The organism is Halalkalibacter alkaliphilus, from assembly GCF_023555415.1.
In the GTDB taxonomy this organism is placed as follows: Bacteria; Bacillota; Bacilli; order Bacillales; family Bacillaceae_D; genus Halalkalibacter; species Halalkalibacter alkaliphilus.
Genome location: NZ_JAKRYL010000008.1, coordinates 45,212 through 67,189 on the forward strand (window position 1 = coordinate 45,212; position 21,978 = coordinate 67,189).

Annotated in this window: 18 protein-coding genes; 11 read left to right on the forward strand and 7 right to left on the reverse strand. The window is 34.0% G+C overall.

Annotation, left to right across the window (positions count from 1 at the left end; genetic code table 11):
• Nucleotides 1-671 precede the first annotated feature (671 nt).
• The 6 genes from MF646_RS09335 (at nucleotide 672) to MF646_RS09360 (ending at nucleotide 8,675) form a co-directional block, all read left to right on the forward strand.
• Nucleotides 672-1,754, forward strand: coding sequence for a protein NO VEIN domain-containing protein (locus tag MF646_RS09335; RefSeq protein WP_250096228.1), 1,083 nt, complete (start codon nucleotides 672-674; stop codon nucleotides 1,752-1,754).
• A gap of 66 nt (nucleotides 1,755-1,820) precedes the next feature.
• Nucleotides 1,821-2,720 (forward strand): hypothetical protein, encoded by a 900-nt coding sequence (locus MF646_RS09340; RefSeq protein WP_250096229.1) that lies wholly within the window; start codon nucleotides 1,821-1,823, stop codon nucleotides 2,718-2,720.
• 722 nt (nucleotides 2,721-3,442) lie between these two features.
• The gene (locus tag MF646_RS09345; RefSeq protein WP_250096230.1) at nucleotides 3,443-3,997 is read left to right on the forward strand and encodes a restriction endonuclease; all 555 of its coding nucleotides are present in this window, start codon (nucleotides 3,443-3,445) and stop codon (nucleotides 3,995-3,997) included.
• A gap of 5 nt (nucleotides 3,998-4,002) precedes the next feature.
• Nucleotides 4,003-5,553, forward strand: a complete 1,551-nt coding sequence (locus tag MF646_RS09350) for a PDDEXK family nuclease (protein ID WP_250096231.1) — start codon at nucleotides 4,003-4,005, stop codon at nucleotides 5,551-5,553.
• Between the two features lie 667 nt (nucleotides 5,554-6,220).
• Entirely contained in the window at nucleotides 6,221-7,513 is a 1,293-nt protein-coding gene (locus tag MF646_RS09355; protein WP_250096232.1) for a GTPase family protein, read from the forward strand.
• A gap of 388 nt (nucleotides 7,514-7,901) precedes the next feature.
• Complete coding sequence (locus MF646_RS09360) at nucleotides 7,902-8,675, forward strand: hypothetical protein (RefSeq protein WP_250096233.1); 774 nt, start codon at nucleotides 7,902-7,904, stop codon at nucleotides 8,673-8,675.
• Between the two features lie 802 nt (nucleotides 8,676-9,477).
• Here the strand turns inward: MF646_RS09360 and MF646_RS09365 are convergent.
• Both MF646_RS09365 and MF646_RS09370 read right to left on the reverse strand, forming a co-directional pair.
• A complete protein-coding gene (locus tag MF646_RS09365) occupies nucleotides 9,478-9,846 on the reverse strand; it encodes a hypothetical protein (RefSeq protein ID WP_250096234.1) in 369 nt (122 codons plus the stop codon).
• Nucleotides 9,847-10,113: 267 nt separating this feature from the next.
• Nucleotides 10,114-10,326, reverse strand: coding sequence for a hypothetical protein (locus MF646_RS09370; protein ID WP_250096235.1), 213 nt, complete (start codon nucleotides 10,324-10,326; stop codon nucleotides 10,114-10,116).
• 122 nt (nucleotides 10,327-10,448) lie between these two features.
• Here MF646_RS09370 and MF646_RS09375 point away from each other — a divergent pair, with 122 nt between their 5' ends.
• On the forward strand, nucleotides 10,449-10,766 hold the full coding sequence (locus MF646_RS09375; protein WP_250096364.1) for a nucleotidyltransferase family protein: 318 nt from the start codon (nucleotides 10,449-10,451) through the stop codon (nucleotides 10,764-10,766).
• A 335-nt stretch (nucleotides 10,767-11,101) separates the two neighbouring features.
• On the opposite strand, the gene MF646_RS09380 is transcribed toward MF646_RS09375, so the two are convergent.
• The 5 genes from MF646_RS09380 to MF646_RS09400 all read right to left on the reverse strand — a co-directional run bounded on the left by MF646_RS09380 (nucleotide 11,102) and on the right by MF646_RS09400 (nucleotide 14,564).
• Nucleotides 11,102-11,311: a hypothetical protein gene (locus MF646_RS09380; RefSeq protein WP_250096236.1), complete on the reverse strand. Its 210-nt coding sequence runs from the start codon at nucleotides 11,309-11,311 to the stop codon at nucleotides 11,102-11,104.
• A 381-nt stretch (nucleotides 11,312-11,692) separates the two neighbouring features.
• Nucleotides 11,693-11,941 carry a hypothetical protein gene (locus MF646_RS09385; RefSeq protein WP_250096237.1) on the reverse strand — a complete coding sequence of 83 codons (249 nt, stop codon included), beginning with the start codon at nucleotides 11,939-11,941 and terminating at the stop codon, nucleotides 11,693-11,695.
• Nucleotides 11,942-12,510: 569 nt separating this feature from the next.
• Nucleotides 12,511-12,927, reverse strand: a complete 417-nt coding sequence (locus tag MF646_RS09390) for a CPCC family cysteine-rich protein (protein ID WP_250096238.1) — start codon at nucleotides 12,925-12,927, stop codon at nucleotides 12,511-12,513.
• 202 nt (nucleotides 12,928-13,129) lie between these two features.
• Nucleotides 13,130-13,339 (reverse strand): hypothetical protein, encoded by a 210-nt coding sequence (locus tag MF646_RS09395; protein WP_250096239.1) that lies wholly within the window; start codon nucleotides 13,337-13,339, stop codon nucleotides 13,130-13,132.
• Between the two features lie 184 nt (nucleotides 13,340-13,523).
• Nucleotides 13,524-14,564 carry a hypothetical protein gene (locus tag MF646_RS09400; protein ID WP_250096240.1) on the reverse strand — a complete coding sequence of 347 codons (1,041 nt, stop codon included), beginning with the start codon at nucleotides 14,562-14,564 and terminating at the stop codon, nucleotides 13,524-13,526.
• Nucleotides 14,565-14,905: 341 nt separating this feature from the next.
• Between MF646_RS09400 and MF646_RS09405 the strand changes: the two genes are divergently transcribed.
• Genes MF646_RS09405 through MF646_RS09420 form a run of 4 tightly spaced genes read left to right on the forward strand, consistent with a single transcriptional unit; the run spans nucleotide 14,906 to nucleotide 21,864 of the window.
• On the forward strand, nucleotides 14,906-15,514 hold the full coding sequence (locus MF646_RS09405; protein ID WP_250096365.1) for a recombinase family protein: 609 nt from the start codon (nucleotides 14,906-14,908) through the stop codon (nucleotides 15,512-15,514).
• A 1-nt stretch (nucleotide 15,515) separates the two neighbouring features.
• Nucleotides 15,516-17,528, forward strand: a complete 2,013-nt coding sequence (locus tag MF646_RS09410; protein ID WP_250096241.1) for a type I restriction-modification system subunit M — start codon at nucleotides 15,516-15,518, stop codon at nucleotides 17,526-17,528.
• Nucleotides 17,525-18,874, forward strand: a complete 1,350-nt coding sequence (locus MF646_RS23415; RefSeq protein WP_250096242.1) for a restriction endonuclease subunit S — start codon at nucleotides 17,525-17,527, stop codon at nucleotides 18,872-18,874. Before MF646_RS09410 ends, MF646_RS23415 begins: the two co-directional genes overlap by 4 nt.
• Nucleotides 18,871-21,864, forward strand: coding sequence for a type I restriction endonuclease subunit R (locus tag MF646_RS09420; RefSeq protein WP_250096243.1), 2,994 nt, complete (start codon nucleotides 18,871-18,873; stop codon nucleotides 21,862-21,864). Before MF646_RS23415 ends, MF646_RS09420 begins: the two co-directional genes overlap by 4 nt.
• Nucleotides 21,865-21,978 lie beyond the last annotated feature (114 nt).

A 21,978-nucleotide genomic window follows, 5' to 3' on the forward strand; every position in this document is an offset into this window, starting at 1 on the left:
AGTACCCTATAACAAAAAATTCAAAACAAAAGTAGAAGAGGCCAGTTATGACTTGAGGTAATATACGTAAGAGTTAAAGTATCAAAATTAAACTAAAGAGAATCGTTATTTTACAGCCATTGAAATGTACCACCTCTGAAATAGCGTTTCCACCAAATGACCAAAAGTGTACCAAAGAGTAACAGACTGTTTACCACTGAAATCTTTGTGGATATAAAAGATATAACTAGAGTTTTGAAAATAAAAGTTTATAAAGAATTGATTGATTCTCAATTAGACAGTTCTTTTGCAAGCGGTCTAGATTTTATATTTAGTAAACAAATACTGTGGAACAAAAGTCTTCATTTTTAGGTCATATTGTGAAAGAATGTACTAACGGGTGGGATTAGTACAACAAGCTAGGGGATTAAGAGTAAAAAATTTATATGATCAACCTTCAACAAATCAGAACAATTCTCCAAAATAGAAGGGGGAAGGAAAATCATCTACAGACGATGATTTTTCTTCTCCTGTTTCTTTTTATTTTACAATCTGAATATAACAGGGGGATAAAATTAATGAGAGTTTACAGTTCAATAATGTTAAAATTCAGAAAAACAGTTAGCACATTAGTTAGTGACACTATTGTTTAGCTTGAAGGTAAGTTACCATAAAAGGGTGGTGGATTTTTTATGAACCTATATGTATCTGAGTTTTTAAAAAAATTGAAAGATGAAGCACCAGCTGAATTAGATGTAATTATAGGACAAAGTAAGTTTGATTTTAAATCTGTTAGCCTTACTTCTGTACAAGGTAGTTTGCTGCGTTATAAAGCAAATTATAATAATAATGAAATAGTTTTAGAGGTACGACATGTACACAATCATTCTACGTTTAATAGGTTGGAAATTCATAGTCCCGGGAAGAGTGCTCAAATAACATGCTTTCACTTCGGTACTACTGGTTTAATGTATGGCCAGGAAATAGTAGAAATTAATCAAATAGTTAAGTTCTCAGGACAAGCTGGATCAGAATCCAATACTTCTAAAAAGGAAGCAGTTTGTGAGGTGTTTGAAAGGGAAGGTTTACTTGTTCAGGAGGATAGAAAAGCACCAAAATGGCATATAGGAACTTTTAATAACCAAGAGAAAGAGTGGTTATATGGGCAAAATTCAATTGGTTTCCTAAGAAATTTTTTAAAGGTTGCTTTAATTATGGCTCATTTCAGGGGTGACAGGGGCATCATACTTAATTTTGGAAATGAAAGTGAAGAAATTAATAGTCCTGATCAATATTTAGATCAAGTAGATGTCGAATCTTTGTACCCAGAAAAGGATAATTTAAAGGTTATTGACCCAGTTATATTTAGTAAATATCGAGACTTGTGTGAAGAAATAGGAGCTGAAGGGGAGGTATTTGTCTACTTTTATGAAAAGGAACGATTAGAGGCAGCTGGAAGGTTAGATTTAGCTTCAAAAATAAAACATGTTAGTAAAGAAAATTGTGCTGCTGGATACGATATTTTATCTTATTCAGAAGATGGTAGGTATAAATATATTGAATGTAAGGCTACCAAAGGTGCATCAACTCTTTTTGAGATTTCCTCTAATGAATGGGAAAAAGCAAAACATTTAAGAGAACAGTATTACATATATCGGATAAATTATGCTCTAGATTCCCCAAGGGTTACTATTATAAAAGATCCATACAAGCTATTTGAGAGTAATGAGGCATCTATTATTCCAACTGCATATAAGTTTAAATTAACTAATTAGCCGAATAATTATTTTTTTAATATATAAGACGAACTAAAAATAGTTAGAAAAAGAGAGGTAAATGGAATGTCAGGAGTTACAGACATAGAATACCGTTTGTTAAGTAATATAGCATATTATGATGAAATTACCGAAGAATTAAATGAAGTAAGAGACAAACATATCCTTCCAATAAAATTTAGTAGATTTCCTAGAACGCTTTCTAGATTAGAGAATGAACTAAAAAAATTCAATTCTAGTATTATAAGTTCTGGAATCGACTACAAAAATATTCTTGGAAAATGGTCAGTACTACACTCAGTACAAAGTTTATTAAAATCATCAGAAGGAATTCAGGCTTTAAGAGATGCAAAATATAAAAATCTTGAATTAGATGCTTTTGTATTTATTAAAGAGACGTTTGATATAAACGATGGTATTAAAAAATTTATGGTTATTGGTTATCGTGGGACAAATTTAAGGAGGGTTAATCAATTATTAAGAGATTTACAAGAGAATGGGAAAACAACTAATAACAAGTTTTTTGCAGAACATTTAAATCAGAGCGATTGGGCTTCCGTTTTCTTTCAATTAATGCACCAAAAATACTCAAAAAACTTTGAAATAAGTTTAACTGGTCATTCTAAGGGGGGAGCTTTAGTTCAAAAAGTGATATTAGTAGCTTTACAACGTGATAATGTAGAAGTTTCAGGTGTTACATTTAGCTCTTCAGGTGTACTAAAGGTGGTCGATGCACCAGAAGAAGGAACGTTAAGTCAATCCGATATTAACAAGTATTCATCGCTTTGTACAAACTTTGTAATTGATGTTGATCCAGTTTTAAATTATGTAAAAGCATTGGATGGAAATTTCAAAACCACTTATGTTGGAAAAGTTATTATCCTGCCACATAAATCAGATGGAAATGCTCATAGGATAGCCTCTAGTTTTGATAATCATTTCGATAAAGATGGTTTCATAAAATAGAAACCTCATTTAGATATACGGTGAACCATATCAAAAATAAGGTAATGGAAGAATTCAAGCAATCGTGTGCTATTCTGATTAAGTTGTTAATAATTGTTGCTGTGTACAACGATACTGGCAAATAGAATAATTAACTAAGAGGGAAGATTCCATTTAGAGTAATCAGCCCTCTTAGTTGACGATTACTGTACAGCAAAGAACATTATCTTTTAAGGGCATTGTAAAGAATGTACATAAAGTAACGGGTAGTGCATGTTGAATCTGTAGAGGATATCGGGTTATAGAAGAAAGCAGGAGCTTAATGGTTCCTGTTTTTTAGTATAAGGAAATCTATAATTCAATAATTAGTACAGATTATGGTGGTAAATCTTGTTCTGCGTAGTTTACTGCGCAGCAAAGTTCTTCAAGTTAAAAGCACTTTTTGAAAGAGTGTACTAAAGCTAACAAGCCGGGAGATTAGTTAAATAAGGATCTTTTTTCTTCAACATATTGTTGAAAATATAATATAGATATTTTAGTTCTAATAGGTAAAAAGGTGTAGGGTAACCCACTGAGTTAGCGTATGTAGTACCATATTGCTACTTGGTGGTTTTTCTTGTTGTCTTTAAAAAGAATGATAAGTAGGCCTTGATTGTCTGATATAATAAAAAATATTTATGTAAGGTTTTGGATATTTACAATAAAAATAAATTTTGATAAAAGAGTAATAGGAGTAGATAGATATGGATATCGGTTTCTTTGAAGGTTTTAATATGGGGCTAGACTTACTTTGGTCTATGTTAACTGCCGCCCCTTTATTAACATTTGGGATAATAGTATTTTTTGGTGGTCTCCTCTTAGTTGCGTTAATAGTTGATGTGCTTAGAGAACAAAAACTCAGAAAGTCAGGTATTTTAGAAGTTGATAAAATGTCAGGAAGGAAGTTTGAAGAGTATCTACTGGCCTTATTAAAAGCGAAAGGCTATTATGTGCAATTAACACCAGCAAGTGGTGATTACGGAGCCGACCTTATTTTATCAGCAAAAGGCAAGAAAATTATTGTCCAAGCAAAGAGATATAAGAAAAATGTTGGTGTAAAAGCTGTACAAGAAATAGCTTCAGCAAAAAATCATTACAAAGCAGATGAGTGCTGGGTGGTTACTAATAGCTTTTTTACCGAACAAGCTAGAAAACTAGCTAATTCAAACCAGGTACGGTTGATTGATCGTAAGCATCTAATGAATTGGATGCTACAAGAAAACAAAGTTGATAGAGGGTTCGGTAGGGCGATGGGGTGAATCTTTTGACAAACAAAAAACTAACTATTGAAGATATGCATTTACTAGCTTCGTCACGTGGAGGAAAGTGTTTATCAAAAAAATATGTGAACAGCCGAACCAAACTAGAATGGGAATGTTCAGAAGGTCATAGATGGGAAGCTGTTCCAGCAAAGGTTAGATACGGTCAATGGTGTAGAAAGTGCTCGGGAAACGTTAAAAAAAACATAGAACAAATGTATGAGTTGGCAGCAAAGTATAGTGGTAAATGTATTTCTAAGGAGTATGTGAATAATATGACTCCGCTTGAATGGGTTTGTAAAAAAGGCCATTATTTTACAGCATCGTACTCAGGAGTAATGCGATCTATTAATAATGGAGGCTTTTGTTCTGTTTGTGGTCGGCTTAGAGGTGCAGAGAAAAGAAGGAATACGATTGAAGATATGAAAGAAATTGCAGTCTCAAAAGGTGGTAAGTGTCTATCTGATCAATACAATCATGCTCACCAAAAGCTTATTTGGGAGTGTGCAAATGAACATGCGTTTGATATGAAAGCTAATGACGTGAAAAATGGTCATTGGTGTCCTCATTGTCATTTTTACCTTAATGAAAATAAATGCCGCTATATACTAGAACAGCTTACAGGCAAGCAGTTCAAGAGCACTAAGAAAGTGTTAAATGGGTTGGAGTTGGACGGATATAATAGTGAGTTAGAAGTAGCCTTCGAATATAATGGCGTTCAGCATTATGAATACATAGAGTTTTTTCATAGAACATATGATGAATTCTTAAAAAGAAAAAAGTATGATGAACAGAAATATCAGCTATGTAATGAAAAAGGAATTAACCTTATTGTCATACCCTATACCATCACAGATGATACTGAACTAGTAACCTTTATTTTTAATAAGCTAAATGATTATGGTGTTAAGCCGCTTATAGAGATAAAGTATTTTCATTTTAAGGGGTTTTATCGAAAGTCACCCATGATAAAAGAACTTTCTGATATTGCCAAAGCTAGAAGCGGAAAATTACTTTCTAAACGATATCATAATAATAAAACAAAGTTAGTATGGGAATGTGAATACGGACATCAATGGGAAATGCGTCCTAATGATGTTAAGAGCGGACAATGGTGCCCGTCTTGTAATGGAAGTCATAAACTAACAATAGAAGAAATGGATCAAATTGCTAGAGAAAGAAATGGGTTATGCCTTTCGATCGCGTATATTAATAATAAAACGAAGTTAAGATGGCGGTGTGCAAAGGGACATGAGTGGGATGCTGCACCTGATATGGTAAAACAAGGGACATGGTGTGAGATATGTTCTAAAAAAGAAAGCGGGAAAAAACGTAGACTTAAAATAGAAGAAATGCACTACATTGCTAAAGAACGAAGGGGTAGATGTCTTTCAACAGAGTATATAAATAACAGTACTCATTTGTTGTGGGAGTGCTCTAGCGGACATAACTGGAAGGCAAATGCCAACAACATTAAAAATGGTACTTGGTGTCCTCGTTGTAAACATAAAAAGACCGAAACAACATGTGAATCAGAGCAACTTAGGTTATTTTAGTTTTATTTATACAAAGAAATAAAGTTTATACTCTACATTAAATAGTGGATATTTAAGAGATGATTACGTTAAGTGATCGTCTTTTCATATTTAACTCATACTGCGCAACAAATAATTTTGTTTATGAAATAAAGTACTTTATTAAAAAGGTTTATTTATCGGGATGAGTTCAACAATCGGGCAAGATTGTGGAGGAAGAGTTCGTGAATTTATTGGTATCACATTTAAGTTTTTTGGGAAAAATCGGAGTAAACCATACATAAATAAATGAAGTTTTTAAAAGCTAGATCAATTTTCGAAAGTGAAATAATAGATTTGATAGCCAGAATAGGACCACTATAAGCTGGAATAAGACAATTGCAAACTACCAACGCTCAATATAGAGGTTCTTGAAGAATTACAATTAGGAGTGGGAAGAGTCATCATTAGATGGTTCTCTTGCTCCTTTGTCGGTTTTGTTGGCTTTAAAATATGAATAAAAGTAATTCGAGTAAATTTAATTATATTTAATGAATCTATAATGATATTATATAAGTGGGTAATTTTCCCTATACCATTACGTATAAATTAGATTCAACTATTTAAATCAGAAAACTGTATTGAATAATGTATGTTTTGATTTTATTTAGTGCAATATGAATTAGGTATTTAAAATGGAGGTGGAATTATGACTAGCAGAGAGGTTTTAGAAAAAAGATTGCAACAAATTACAGATACGATGGACTCTGTTGAAGAATTAATTAATGGGTTAGATTTTGTTATCCCGAAAAAAGCGAAAGATTTAGTGATTAATGCTTTAAAATCAGATGAGATTACTAGTATTATGGAAGGAATCAAAGAAAGAAGACCGCCTAGATTAGTTATAATGGGGCGCACTGGTGTAGGAAAAAGCAGCCTTATTAATGCCATATTTGGTACATATTTAGCGGAGACTAGTGCTATAGAGGTTGGTACTAAAGATTCTCAAGTATTTCAATATAAAAAGAATGATGAAGTAATATTTGAAATTATTGATACTAGAGGAATTAAAGAAAATTTAAATGCATTATCAAGTACAGCTGAAGAAGATTTAAAAAATGTAATTGAAGATTTTGAACCAGATGCCTTTTTATTATTAACCAATGGTGCTGATAGATCTACTTTAAGAGAAGATGCTGTGTATCTTAAAGAAGTCTATAGTAGTCTAGATATAACTGTCCCTTTAGTTACAGTTATTACACGAATAGATGATATAGAGCCAGCTAGGATTAAGGAACCAACAAGATATACTCAAAAGAAAAAAGATAATATTACAATAAAAGAGCAACAAGTTAGTCAAGTATTAGAAGAAGTAGGATTATCAGATACTTTTATAGTACCAGTTTCTTCATATATTGAATGGAATCATGAAGACCCAGAATCTTTGTCTTTAGAAGAGCGTGCGGAACTAGTAATTGAATTTGATGGAAGATACAATATTGATAAGCTGGTAAACTTCTTAGAAGAAAACATTGACTTTCGTGCCGCTGTATATTTAATGTTAAACAACAAACTTGATATAGCTATTGAGAAAATTGCCAATAAGTTTGTCAAAGTGTTTTCAACAGCAAGCGCAGGTGTGGCAATTACCCCGATACCAGCAAGTGATATTGTAGTTCTAATACCTATACAAATAGTTGAAGTTACTCTTATAGCTTATCTAAGTGGACAAAAGATAGATAGTAAGATGGCGAGAGAATTTATTCTTTCGTTAGGAGGGGTAGCTATGTTTGGATTAGGATTAAGATTTGTAGCTCAACAAGGTGCAAAATTTTTAAATGTATTAATACCAGGTTCAGGATCTGCTATAAGTAGTACAATAGCTTATTCGGGAACTTATGCAATAGGTAAAGCAGCGATAGCTTACTATATAGAAGGAAAAACAAAAGAGCAAGTAAAGAAAGAAATGGAAGAAGCGAAAAAAGAAGAACAGTTGCAATAATAAACCACACTTAGATACATTACGGAGAGCCGGACCATTAATAATATTTAAATGATGTTCTTCCACAATCGGGGCTATTGTGAATAAGCAATTAGAAAAAACAATAGATATATTTATTTCACAGTACATTCATACTGGTAACTAAATACAATTCATTAGGGACGGTCACTTTTTTAGGGTGATCGTTTTGTCGTATTGGACCATTACTGTGAAACAAAAAAGTGCTTGTTTGAAAAAGAAATATACATAAAATAGATAAGTCGATCTTTACTTAATGATGATTTGTTCCTTACAATCCATATTATAGAAGAACTTTCGGGATTATTTATGTTAAATTTAGAAGTGTTAAAAACAGTTTTTTGTTTGATAATAATAGGAGGGGACAAATTTGAATATTGAAAATAGGCCAAAAGGATATATCTCTAAATGGCATCTCATTTACATTACAATAATACTAATAATAGTTATTATCTGTATTTTAGCAATTAATAATTGGTCGGGAGATCAGGCAGGAGTTGGTTTGAGCAATTCTGCAACTGCTGTATCTATCGTTCTTGCAGTTGTGGCTATTGTTATCACACTTGTAGATGTTGCTGGGCAAAGAAATGCAATTATGGATTTAAAAGAAACGTCAGAGAAACTTCAAAATGCTCATATGAATGCAAACGAAGTGTACGATACACTTGTTGAAAAGCTTCAAGAGATTAATGCGGTTAGAGATGGATTATATGAAGCCGTTTCACAAAATAAAACCTTAAGAAAAGATGTTTTACATTCAATTAAAGATTTCACAAAAGAAAATGGTACTATTGATGAGGTTAGAATTAAACAATTAGAAGACAAGCTTAATAGTCTCAATGATGTACATGAACGTACTACTATACATACACCTATTCTAAAAGGTAATTTAAACATAGCTGGAAAAATACTAATATTGCCAGAGAATAACTCACCCTTACAAGATGTCATAAAATACATAAAAGAAAGGTATAAAAAGGATCATCGAGTTCAGTATAAGGACTTTGTTCTAGAATTAACAACGAATTTAGAATTAAGTTTTTATAGTGCTGAGCAAGTAATTCAAAGTTTAAAATTCCATGATTATATTAGTATAGTAGATGGTGGGAGATTAATAGATTTTTTACAAAAAGTAAATGATTAGAAGCATATTTAAAACGCACATTATTTAAAGAACAAACCAATTATGGGCTAGTTGGAGATATAGAGTATGATGTTTCATAGCTCAGATCTTGATGTTATTAAGTTATGCCCTATAAGTGCGAGCTGAAGGTGAAAAAACAAGATAAAATACAACAGAATGATTTGCTGCGTAGCAAGAATACTATTTATTAGAAATGTATATTCCACAAAGGTTCATTGCGGAAGACCATAAGCCTAATTCCTCCCTCGGTAAAAATAAGGAGGAGTTAGGTTTTTGTATTTTGCAGAAAGAAGTACACATTGTTGCAATTACGCAAGCAGAGTAGTGTAACTTGACATGGAGCTTCTATGGGCATACTAGCCATAGGGATTTTGATCAAAAATTTAATAGTCATGAGCGTGTGAGAAAACGATATTATGTCGATACGTATGTGCTCAGCAGGGAAGAAAAGAAGAGGAATATACATCACTCAAAAAGTTTTATCTAGAGAAACACCCGCTCCTGCGATCGGCAGAGAGTGGGCTTTTCATAGAATCACTGAAGGCTTTAGGTGAGAATCAGGGACGTTAGACAAACTAAACGACAATTACTAGTTAATTTTTAATTTTGCTTAACTTAGCTTTTACTATTATATGGACCTTGTTTAATAATGGAATGTATGACTAATTGGTAACCTCGTTCTTTAAAGTATTCAATAAATCTATATTGATTAGGAAAAACGATTAATAAGGCTATCTCATCCTTTGGCATATCTGTTTTAAAAATTATGCAATCACCGTTTTTGAGAAAATGCTTGTAAAGTTTATTCATGTTTATCACGCTCTAATAAGTATTGCTTAATAAGGGAGATGGGAATTGTATCAAGGCTTTTTTTGATACCGAGGTTAAAAATAATCAACTGCAAAACTTCAATTAATTCGTCATCATTATTGAGTAACTTCCCTTTCCTCGGCATTTCCCATTTTTGAGGGAGAAAAGACTGGGCAGTATCGTAATCTAAATCTTGAGCTTCAAATTTTAGTTTTAAACTAGGTTTATTCCTTTTATTGTTATAATCTCGGTAATAAATATCTTTTATTTCATCTATTGAATATGGCAAAGATGCAATTATTTCTTGATCTTCTTCTAATTTTTTCTCAAAGTAGCTATCAAATTCTTTATCTTTTTTCATTCGTATTACAACTCCTCTCACAACTTTAATAGAGTCATTACATTTTCAACAAAATAATTGGTATTACTTTCAATATATATTTTACTCTTCAATGTTTAAGAATTATACAGTAAAACCCATATACTCTATAATTAACTAATATGTTAATGGTTTATCAAGAAGATAATTATAAATAAAAAAGGACAGAAATTTCTTTCTATCCTTTTTCAATGTGAACCTATACATAATTTTGGTTGAGCTCTTTACTAGGGGAAATGTGTGCTTATCTTAGTCATTTACATACTTTAGAGAACGATATGTTTTAGGAGGAAATTCTCCTTCACCTACGTGTATTACTTGATACTTTTTATTTTTGTTCTCATAATCCTCGACAATCTTATCTAAATCCAATTCCCTATTTATCATAAGGGTATCGTTAAAAAAATCTCGTGTTTCTTGATTGTAGACAACTAACCAAAAAGTAGCTTCCATGTTTTTCATAACCTTTCACCTCATTACTATTAATAGATTAACATCTTGAGTATTATGACTAAAATTATGAATAACAGTATTTTTGAAAGTAGATCATTAAAAGAAGTGTAAAGGAGCGGTTAGTTTTGGAAATGAGGAATGCAGCCTTAACGGTTATAGAAAAGCAAATACTGGCATCTAAAAGATTTTTGAAGGAAGAGTATGGCATTATGGAATTAGGTATATTTGGTTCATATTCCCGCAATGAACAAACCTCTTGTAGTGATATAGATATTCTTATTAAATCTGACATGGCACTTGGATTTGAATTCCTTTCAATTAAATATTACTTGGAAGAAAAATTAGACTTAAATGTTGATTTAGCCACAGAAGCAATGATTTTGGCAAAACCAGAATTGCGAGAACAAATATTCAAAGAAATTGTTTACCTATGGAAGGACGAGAAATAGTAGTCTAAAGTCAACTAGTCTACTTTAGACTACTGATATAAATATGACATGCGGAGTTTGTTAAGCTTATAGTTGCATTTTTTTACCTACCTTTGAGAACATAGATACTATCACACAGCAAGTATTTGCAGGTTCTTCGATAAATTGAGAACTAATAAACGGAGGAGAGGTATCATCTTACGGAAGAAAGGTGCTTCACCCTATAATCTACACCGACATTTTTCAACTAGTTCACTATAGGTGAAAAAATAAAACCCGCTCCTTATTGTAAAAAGGAGCGGGTAGTATGTTCAACAATAGTGAGTCTTTATGGTTTGGAATATGTTCATTAAGTCTTAATTTACATATGCTAAAGACCTGTAAGTTTTAGGAGGGTGTTCACCCATTCCTATGTGAATAACGCGAAATTCCGGATGATTTTCCTCATATTTATCAGCAATTCTTTCAATACTTTCGTTTGGATCCTCAGAAATTATTGCATTTTTAAATTCCTTTGTTTCAATTGAATATAGAAGTATCCAAAACATAACCTTTGCTTTTTCCATTACTTCTCACCTCTATTCTATTGCTAATTTAGTAAGCCCTTCTTATTGAACTAACTATTACTAGTTTAATAAGAAAAAGAGTTTGAGAAAAATTTTCATCAAGGTAAAATGGATAGATTAATTTTCAGAAAGGATCAAATAAAAAATGATCTATTTTTTGAGAGGCAGTATTTATAATATGAGAAGTTTTAGGAATAATCTAACAAGGTATGCTTTAAAGATTGGGATATTAGGATTGTATCTCAAGGGGCTTATAGGGCGTTATCTGGAATTATTAATTTATTGATAAAAGTCGTAAGAGAAATAACAATTATGAGCTTATGCTTTAGAATTAATAATAAATTTTCGTACAGATATTTTTATAGGTTTGGTAAATCGCATTTAATTCTTTTTCTTCCAGGATGTACCTAAGTTTTCTTCTTCTCCTTCTTCGACTAATTCTAATACAAAATAATAATCTGGTCCTGTAGATTCAATGTGATATTCACCAGTATAACTATCGTAATATTCATTGTGAATTACTCCGCCAGTTCCTTTTATTGTTGCATCTACTTTATAAATTTCATCCTTTAACCAATCGTAAATAAATTCATTTTTCTTTGGAATTTTTTTTACTAAACGAAAATACATAAAACGAACACCACCTTAAAGATTTGTTATTAATAAATATCGACAGTTTAGGGCGGTTGTTTAGCTTTTTTTTTCGGAAATGTATAATGGAATGGAGAAAAACAAGGATAATAAATGGATAATTATTATCCGTTTATTATCCTCTTTTTTATCCTTTACAAAAGGGTATAGATATCAGTATTTTCAAGGGGTTAAGATACAATTTTTATGGACATTAAATGACAAGAGAAAAATGTTGCTAATTAGTACCTTATAACATTTTTCTGACCCGGTTTTTGGGGGATTAAAAAATATCGTTTAGCATGCTTAAGAATTATAAAAAAGTGTAATAAAAAGGAGGTATATTGACACTAAGTTAGAGTTTGATTCCATATAGAATATCTATTACCAACTAGTCTAAAGTAGACTAGTCTATTCTAGACTAATAATATGCATAGTTAAATCTGGAACAGATGCTTTCTAACAAAGGTATAACCAAAATAACCTCACATGCCTATTTTTTCCAACTCTCCAAACATATCTAAATGATGCACCTTCATACGGTTTTAGCTGGATAGCCTATGTGAAGATTAATCCATACCTCTGCGGATCTTCTCAATCTCCGCTTTTATAAGCGCTTTTCGTTTTTCGCGCGCTATTTTTCGATTTTCGTTTATTTGTCGTTGTGATTTTAGTTCAATAGTTTCAACCCGGTTAGCATCTTCCGCTACAAGATTTTCAATATAATCGTAAAGTTCTTTATCCTGGGCAAATCTTTTTGCTGATTTTTCAATTTTCTTCTTGAATTTCAGCATTACTTCATTGCATGCCCCAATTTCCTTATAATTTTTCTGTGCCTCCCATAATGAAATCCCTCCATTCGCACCACTGAGACTATCAGGATGATCCCAGCAAGTGGGATCATCCTGCCACCCGCAAACTTCACAGATATCAAAAATATCACTATCTAAGGTTTTATAATTGCAACAAAGACAATTTTTTTTCACTCTAAATCCCTCTTTCGTTCGCTTATTAAAAAAAATAAAAAATGAACAATGCCAGTTTATAAGTGATCCTACCTTTAAAATGAACGCATATTCTTATAGAGAAGAACTGTGCAAGAATATACGTTCATATTGTTCTATGTTGACCATGAAAAAATTGAAACAAAAGTAAGTTGCCCAAAAAGAATCTTTTAGGGCAACTTATCTACCTTAAACTTATTCCAACATACTCTAGAGCCCTGTAGGTTTTTGGACGGGTATTTCCAATTCCAGTGTGAATTACTTTATATCCTTTTTTATTCTCTTCATATTCTTGAATAACTTGTTCTTCCGTCAATGTACTATCCGTTAGATAGCTGTCATTAAAAAAGTCGCACGAAACCGCATCATAAACAACCATCCACCAATGAACCATCTTAATCACCCTTTCTTTTATTCGACACAAGTATAACTAGAGATTTTTTTTGAGGGAAATTTTGAAAAGGTGATTTTAATTTTTAAAAACTACTTTGAAACGTATAAAATGATTGTATTATTTTTTGCAAAAAGAAGAAAACCAGCTCCCTTTTTGATAATTATGAGGAGCGGGTCTAATTAAACTAGATCGATTTTTTATAGGATAAATGTTCAGAACAGTACTTATTATTAGCAGTAGTTTGGAGAAACTCTTGCTGGCAATCATGGCGGGCGCATGTAACCATTAAGCGTTCCTTATTGGGGTATTTCCGCTGTTTATCGCCACAATTAATAGAACAATAAAAATGATCATTTGCTTTTGCTACAAATTTGTTTTCACAAAAGCCATATGCACATTTTACAAACTGCCCGATTCTAGACGGGGCTGCATATTTCTGTTTTAAATTCTCTAAATCATTAAGTATATCAATGATTGCTTCTTTCTTATCTTCATAACAAACATGATAATCAGAATACATTCTTGCTAAAATGTTTACAACATCATGGAAGGAATGATAAACAAGTATGTACTTTTCACCTAACTCATTGCTAGATTTATGAAACTTGGCTCCGCTCACTCCGAACAGTTTAATACATTTAGCATCTATCCATTTCAGAAAGTCTTCGGAGCCACTGTATATACGAATAGAGGTCGTTTTTCTTCGTTTATCCAAATTATAGTTGCCATCCCCATCTATAACACCTCGTAAAAAATCACTAAAATACTCATCAGGAATTGCAAGCTTATTTAATGTGTATGTCTTTTTTGGTTCTAATCCAATTCTTAAGCAAAATTCATAGAAAGGAGTAGAGGTAAATTGAAGTTGATAATGAGTGTACTCTTTTTCTTGGAATTTTGCTGTTACTTCATTTACATTTTGGTCTCTACCGGTAAACTCAATGATAATCTTATAGAGTAAATCGGTTAAAAACCGTTTGCTTTTGCTAGTGATTTTTATTTGAGGGCGATTTCTCCTTAGAGTTCCGTCTGTGGCAATAACTCCTATTAGATAAGCTATATCTTTGTTCCAAGTGATTTCTTTTAACTCTGCCTTTACTTGTTTTATGTAAGTTCCATTTCTTACTGCATTTGCAAAACCATAGCACTCTTTGCAATAATTTCTTTCCTTTAGATGGTTAGTGAAGATTTCCTTTCCACACCATGCGCAATTTGTTTTTTTCAATTTTCTCAACCTCTTTCAGTTTAATATATTTGGCATTCTACTTATTGAAGATACCTTAAGTTTAAAAAGAAATAGAATGGAAGAAAAGTTTTGAAAAGGATAAATTGGCTTTGTAAATAACTAAAATAATATTGTATGCCGTATTTATTAAGCAAACTCGCTCTTGATATCGTTTGAGAGGGAGCGGGTTATAAAAATAGATTTGAAAGCATGTATCCCAATAGAGTTTACTCTATTGGGACTTTTTCTGTTTGTTGATTTAATTGCACTTAGAGCATCCCATTTACTTATTCCAAAAATAGAAGTAGAATTATAGTAAATTTATCCCATATTGAGGTGATATTTTGAAGTTTGGATACGCTAGGGTGTCTAGTATGGATCAAAATTTAGATCGTCAGCGGTCGTCTCTTAAAGAAGTGGGCTGCGAAGTGATTTACGAAGAAAAAGTGAGTGGAGCAACGACGGATCGGCCAGTTCTTCATGACTTACTAAGCAAAGTGAGTGAAGGGGACGTTGTTGTTGTACATAGTTTGGATCGAATTAGCCGCTCAACCGTTGATTTACTGCAACTCGTCGATCATTTAAAAGGTCAGGGAGTCGCTTTGTGTTCGATTAAAGATTCTTGGTTTGATATGACAGATGAAAATCCCTTTTCGGGATTCCTATTAACTGTTATGTCTGGTTTATCGGAATATGAACGTAAAATGATCCGCATGAGACAGCAGGAGGGCATTAAACAAGCAAAAATTAAAGGTAAGTTTAAAGGTCGGGTAAAAAAATATACGGTTGAGCACCCTGGAATGAATCATGCAATTGAGTTGTATGAAAAAGGTGATAAGACTGTGAAAGAGATTTGTGCAATCACCAAAGTCAGTCGGAGTTCGTTCTATCGTGAAGTAAAGAAAAGAGAAGAACAACAATACATTAGTGGAGAAAAAAGGAGAATATGACATGGTAAACTTTCAAGATAAAGTGAATTTCTTATGGACAATTGCAGAGATATTAAGAGGGCCTTACAAGCCAGAAGACTACGGTAAGGTCATTTTACCAATGGCGGTCTTACGACGCTTTGATAACGTCCTAGAAGATACGAAAGAAGATGTATTAAAAAGTTACGAACAATTCAAACACTTACCCGAAGAAGCAAGAGATGAAATATTGAATCGAAAATCAAAGCAGCGCTTTAACAATACGAGTAACTATGATTTCAACAAACTTCTCAATGATTCCGATAACATTGCGGAAAATCTTCGAGATTACATAAATGGATTTTCAAAAGTCGCTCGTGAAATTATTGAGTATTTTGATTTTGATAAGCAAATTGAAAAGATGGATCGTAATGATCTTCTATATTTGACAGTAAAACGCTTTTCAGAAGTTGATCTACATCCGGATGTCGTCTCCAATCTTGAAATGGGATACATTTTCGAAGAATTGATCCGTCGTTATTCAGAACATGCTGAAGCAGGGGATCATTACACGCCTCGAGAAGTGGTTCGCCTCATGGTAGGATTGATGTTCAACGATGATGATGAAATCTTAACGAAACCAGGTATTACTCAAACGCTCTATGATGGGTGTGCAGGAACAGGTGGCATGGGGTCCATCGCTCAAGAATATTTAAAAGAGATGAATGAATCTGCCGAGTTAGAGTTTTTTGCTCAAGAGATTAACGAAGAATCTTTTGCCATGTGTAAGGCTGATACCCTTATTAAAGGAGAAGAAGCGCAAAACATTCGCTTTGGCAATACGTTAACCCGTGATGCCTTTCCAACAGCGAAGTTTGACTATCTAATTTCCAATCCGCCATATGGTGTTGAGTGGAAGCCTTCTGAAAAAGTTGTACGTGAAGAACATGAAAGTTTAGGCCTGAACGGACGTTTCGGTGCTGGTTTACCTCGTATTGGTGATGGTCAACTATTGTTCTTGCAACATCTAGTATCGAAAATGAAGCCCGTTAGTGACGAGAATCCGAAAGGCTCCCGTTTAGCGATTATTATGAACGGCTCCCCTTTATTTACAGGAGATGCTGGTAGTGGAGAAAGTGAAATCCGTCGCTACATGATTGAAAATGACCTTGTAGAAGGCATTATCGCGATGCCTACAAGCCTTTTCTACAATACGGGCATTTCCACATACATTTGGATTTTGACTAACCATAAATCTGCATGGCGTAACGGAAAGATCCAACTCGTCAATGCGGTAGATTTCTATCAGAAAATGCGTAAGAGCATGGGAGAAAAACGACATGAGATTTCACCTGAGCAGATCAATGAAATTATTCGCATTTATGGAGAGTTTAAGGAATCCGATAACGTGAAGATCTTTGATAATGAAGACTTTGGATACCAAAAGATTGTTGTTGAACGACCATTGAAACTCAATTTTAAAGTCGATGACGAACGAATTAAACGTATACATAAACAAAAAGCATTCCAAAACCTTGCAAAGTCAAAGAAAAAAGGCGAGGCAGGGATGAAAGAGGAAGAAGAAGGAAAGAAAAGGCAAAAAGCAATCATCGAAGCGTTACAGAAGTTGAATGATCGAACACTGTATAAAAACCGAGAAACGTTTACAGAGAAACTTAAAGTAACGTTCGCGAACGCAGGAATTGATGTGAAAGCCCCATTACAGAAAGCGATCTTTGCAGCATTATCGGAGAAAGATGAAACTGCCGACGTATGTTTGAAAAATAAAAAAGGCGATGTCGAACCCGATCCAAACTTACGAGATACGGAAAACGTGCCACTAAAAGAGAACATTCATGACTACTTTGAACGAGAAGTGTTGCCACACGTTCCCGATGCTTGGATCGATGAAGAGAAAACGAAGGTCGGTTATGAAATTCCGTTCACACGACATTTTTATCAATATCAAGAACTACGGCCTTCTAGTGAAATCAAAGCGGAAATACAAAAACTTGAAGCAAGTATTTTAGAGAAATTGAAGAAGGTGATGGTGTGAAGAAAGATAGCAATCAAAGTTTAACTGATAGTAAAGAAGTTTGGTTAAAAGAAATCCCTTCTGATTGGGAAGTGAAAAAGATAAAGTGGTTAACTAGCATAAAAAGAGGCGCATCGCCTAGACCTATTGATGACCCAAAATATTTTGATGAAAACGGAGAATATGCCTGGGTTCGAATATCGGATGTTACCAAGTCCAAAATGTACCTGGAAAAAACCACGCAAAGAATGTCTAAAATAGGAAGCAATTTGAGTGTTAAATTGAATGAAGGAAGCATCTTTTTAAGCATTGCGGGTAGTGTTGGAAAACCTTGTATATCTAAAATAAAATGTTGTATTCATGATGGGTTTGTTTACTTTCCAGAGTATAAGGAAAATATAAAGTTTTTATATTATATTTTTGCATCAGGAGAACCATATAAAGGGTTAGGTAAGTTGGGAACTCAACTAAATTTAAACACTGAAACAGTTGGTTCAATTAAAATAGCCTTACCATCAATAGATGAACAAGATATAATAACTTCCTTTTTAGATCAAAAAACCACCGAGATCGACGACTTGATTGCAGACAAAGAAAAACTGATCGAACTACTCGAAGAAAAGCGTCGAGTGGTCATTACGGAAGCGGTCACGAAAGGGCTAGACCCGAATGTGAAGATGAAGAACTCTGGTGTGGAATGGATTGGGGAGATTCCTGAGCATTGGGAACTTGCTCAATTAAAGCATATGGCAAACGGTATTACGGATGGAGCTCATATATCTCCTGACACAAATAGTGAAGATGAACATTTTATCTCTGTAGTTGATATTAAAAATGGCCAAATTGATTTTGATAATTCATTAAAAACTTCAATTGATAGTTATGAATATATGGTTAAGACAGGATGTAAACCTAATTACAAAGATATTTTGCTTAGTAAAGATGGGACAGTTGGGAAATCAGTAGTAGTAAATACAGAAAAAAACTTTGTTGTAGCTTCATCATTAGTAATTATTAGTCCGAAACTTGAAAAGGTAGTTCCAGAATATTTTAATTTATTAATTATGAGTAATATAATACAAAATCAGATATTTAGTTTTATGAAAGGCTCGGCCCTGAAACGAATATCGATAGTTAATATAAAGAGGCTACTTGGGGTATTCCCGCCTCTTAAGGAACAAAATGAAATAATCAACCAAATTCAAAGTAATTTAAATTATTTCGATAATCTATCAAATCTTTTATCAAAACAGATCCATTTACTCAAAGAATACCATCAGTCCCTCATCTACGAAGCAGTTACGGGTAAAATTGACGTTCGAGAGATGGTGAGTGAAGCCGAACAGGAGGAGGTGTCATTATCATGAGTATCGATATGAGTGAAAGAGGCTTTGAAGAGAATATTGAACTTCAACTGATGGAAGCTGGCTTTCAACAGCGAGTGCTGACAGGCCCTGTTCTTGCTACTTTTCAAAAGTGGGCGATAGATCAAGAAACGCTTTTTACGTTTTTAGAAGCGACCCAACCGAAGTCGATGGAACGGTTGAGGAAAGCCTATAAAGACGAGGCTCAGTTCAAGATCATGGATCGCATCGATAAAGAACTCAAACGTCGGGGGATGATTGATTGCCTTCGTCATGGTGTGAAGGACTATGGCGTAACACTGAAACTTGCTTACAACAAACCACCGACAGATATGAACCGAACGCTCATTGAAAAGTATAAACAAAACATTTTTAGTGTCAGTCGCCAAGTCTATTATAGAGCTGGAAGTAAAAAATCGATTGATATGATGCTATCGGTCAATGGATTGCCGTTAGTAGTTATGGAGTTAAAAAACCAATTGACAGGGCAAACAGTTGAACATTCGATAAAACAATTTAATAAAGATCGTGATCCAAATGAACTCCTTTTCCAATTCAAAAAACGTGTGGTCGTGTTCTTTGGAATTGATACCGATGAAGTGTATATGACGACACAGTTAAATAAAGACAAGACGTTTTTTCTCCCGTTCAATCGAGGAAATAATGGAGGGAAGGGAAATCCGATTGTGGAAGGGGATTATCGAACATCGTATCTTTGGAAAGAAATTCTTAAACCTGATAGTTTAATCGACATTCTTTTTCGCTTTGTCTATATTCAGAAAGAAAGCATTCGTGATAGCAATGGCGACATTATTGATGAGAAAGAAATTGTGATATTTCCTCGTTACCATCAACTTGATGCAGTACGAAAAATCGAAGCTGATGTGATGGAACACAGAGCAGGGAAGAACTATTTAATTCAACACTCGGCAGGAAGTGGTAAAACCAATAGCATTTCCTGGTTGTCCCACCGCTTGGCAAAACTTCATTATGAAGAAGAACAACCTGTCTTTGATGGCGTTATTGTCATTACCGACCGTCGCGTGTTAGACAAACAACTTCAAGATGCGGTTTATCAGTTAGAGCATAAGGCGGGCATGGTTGAAAAAATCGATGAAGACTCTAATCAGTTAGCGAAAGCAATCAAAAACAAGACAAAAATCATTATCACAACGCTACAAAAGTTTCCGTTTATCCTTGATAAAGTGGGGGAATTCAGTCGAGGAATGTATGGAATCATCATCGACGAAGCCCACAGTTCACAAGGTGGAAAGGCTTCATCAGCAATGACCGCCCTTCTTTCCAATAAAACATTAGAAGAAGCCTATGAACAAAGTATTATGGAAGAAGGGGAAGCAACGGATGCAGAAGAACGTATGATAGAAGAGATTGCAAAAAGCGGTGATCAGTCGAATATTTCCTTTTTTGCTTTCACGGCTACACCAAAACCTAAGACCGTGGAACGTTTTGGAACCCCAAGAGAAGATGGCACGTATGAACCGTTTCATCTTTATTCCATGCGTCAAGCGATTGAGGAAGGCTTTATTCATGATGTATTAAAAAACTACGTCACGTATCAAACCTTTTACAAAATCGAAAAAAGCATCGAAGAGGACCCAGAAGTAGTGAAGAACAAAGCAAGCCGACAAATTGCTCGTTACGTATCCCTTCATCCGCATAATATCGCACAAAAAACAGAGATTATGGTGGAGCATTTTCGAAACGTCACAAGGCACAAAATCAATGGGCGAGCGAAAGCGATGGTCGTTACAGGAAGTCGTCTTCATGCGGTGCGATATAAGATTGCCTTTGATAAATACCTCAAAGCAAAGGGTTATACCGACCTGCGAACGCTTGTTGCATTCTCAGGGACTGTTGAAGATAGTGGATTATCCTATACGGAAGCGGACATAAACGAATTTAGTGAGAAAGAATTACCCGAGAAGTTTCATACCGATGATTATCAAGTCTTGATAGTTGCTGAGAAGTATCAAACAGGCTTTGATGAGCCGTTACTTCATACAATGTATGTCGATAAGCCACTCGATGGCATCAAGGCGGTGCAAACTCTTTCACGCTTAAATCGAACGTGTAAAGGCAAAGATGATACCTTTATTTTAGATTTTGTTAATGATCCCGATACGATTCAGGCCGCCTTCCAAACGTATTATGAGATCACAGGGCTTGGTGAAACAACTGATCCCAATATCCTATATGATGTTCAACATGAACTGGATGCCATGCAAGTTTATACCGAAGATGAAGTGAATACCGTTGCTAACCTTCAATATAGTGACCAGCCAGCGAAAAGTGCACGCTTTCAAGGGAAACTAAATGCTGCCCTTGATCCTGCGGTACAAAGGTTTACCAACGACCTTGAAGAGGACACACAAGATTATTTTAAATCATCAGCGATGAAATTTGTTAGAACGTATGCCTTTGTTTTACAGATTGGGCCTTTTTCTGATGTCGATCTTCATAAACGATTTATTTACTTAAGTTCACTATTGAAGAAACTCCCACGCAAAGCCGAAGACCCTGTGTACCTCTCAGATGATGTTGCTTTAGAGTATTATCGAAATGAGAAAACGTTTGAAGGAAGCATATCGCTTAATGAAACGGGTGGTGAATACCTCACGCCAGGTAAACACGGTAGCGCTGCAGGAGGAGAAGAAGAAAAAGAACGTCTTTCTTCGATTATTGAACGGATGAATGAACGCTTTGGAACGGAATTTACGAAAGCTGATAAACTATCAAGAGACCAGATTGTTGAGGATATGAAAGCCGATCAAGATTTGGCACAAAAAGCCAAGAGCAATACCAAGGATAATTTTAAGTTTAGTTTTAATCGTACATTTATGGATTTTGTCGTTAATCGTATGCAAAATAATGAAGAATTCTTTATGAAGATCCTTGAAGATACAGAGTTCAAAGAATTCTTAATGGAAGATATGATTGATGAAGTCTACAATGAACTACGGAATCACGGGTAAGCACGTTTATATTATTTTAAGGAGCGGGTTACGATGGCAGACATAAAATATGAAATTGTCCAACATTTCGGTATATTATCTTAATCACCTAAAGGGTGGAAGAAAGAACTCAAT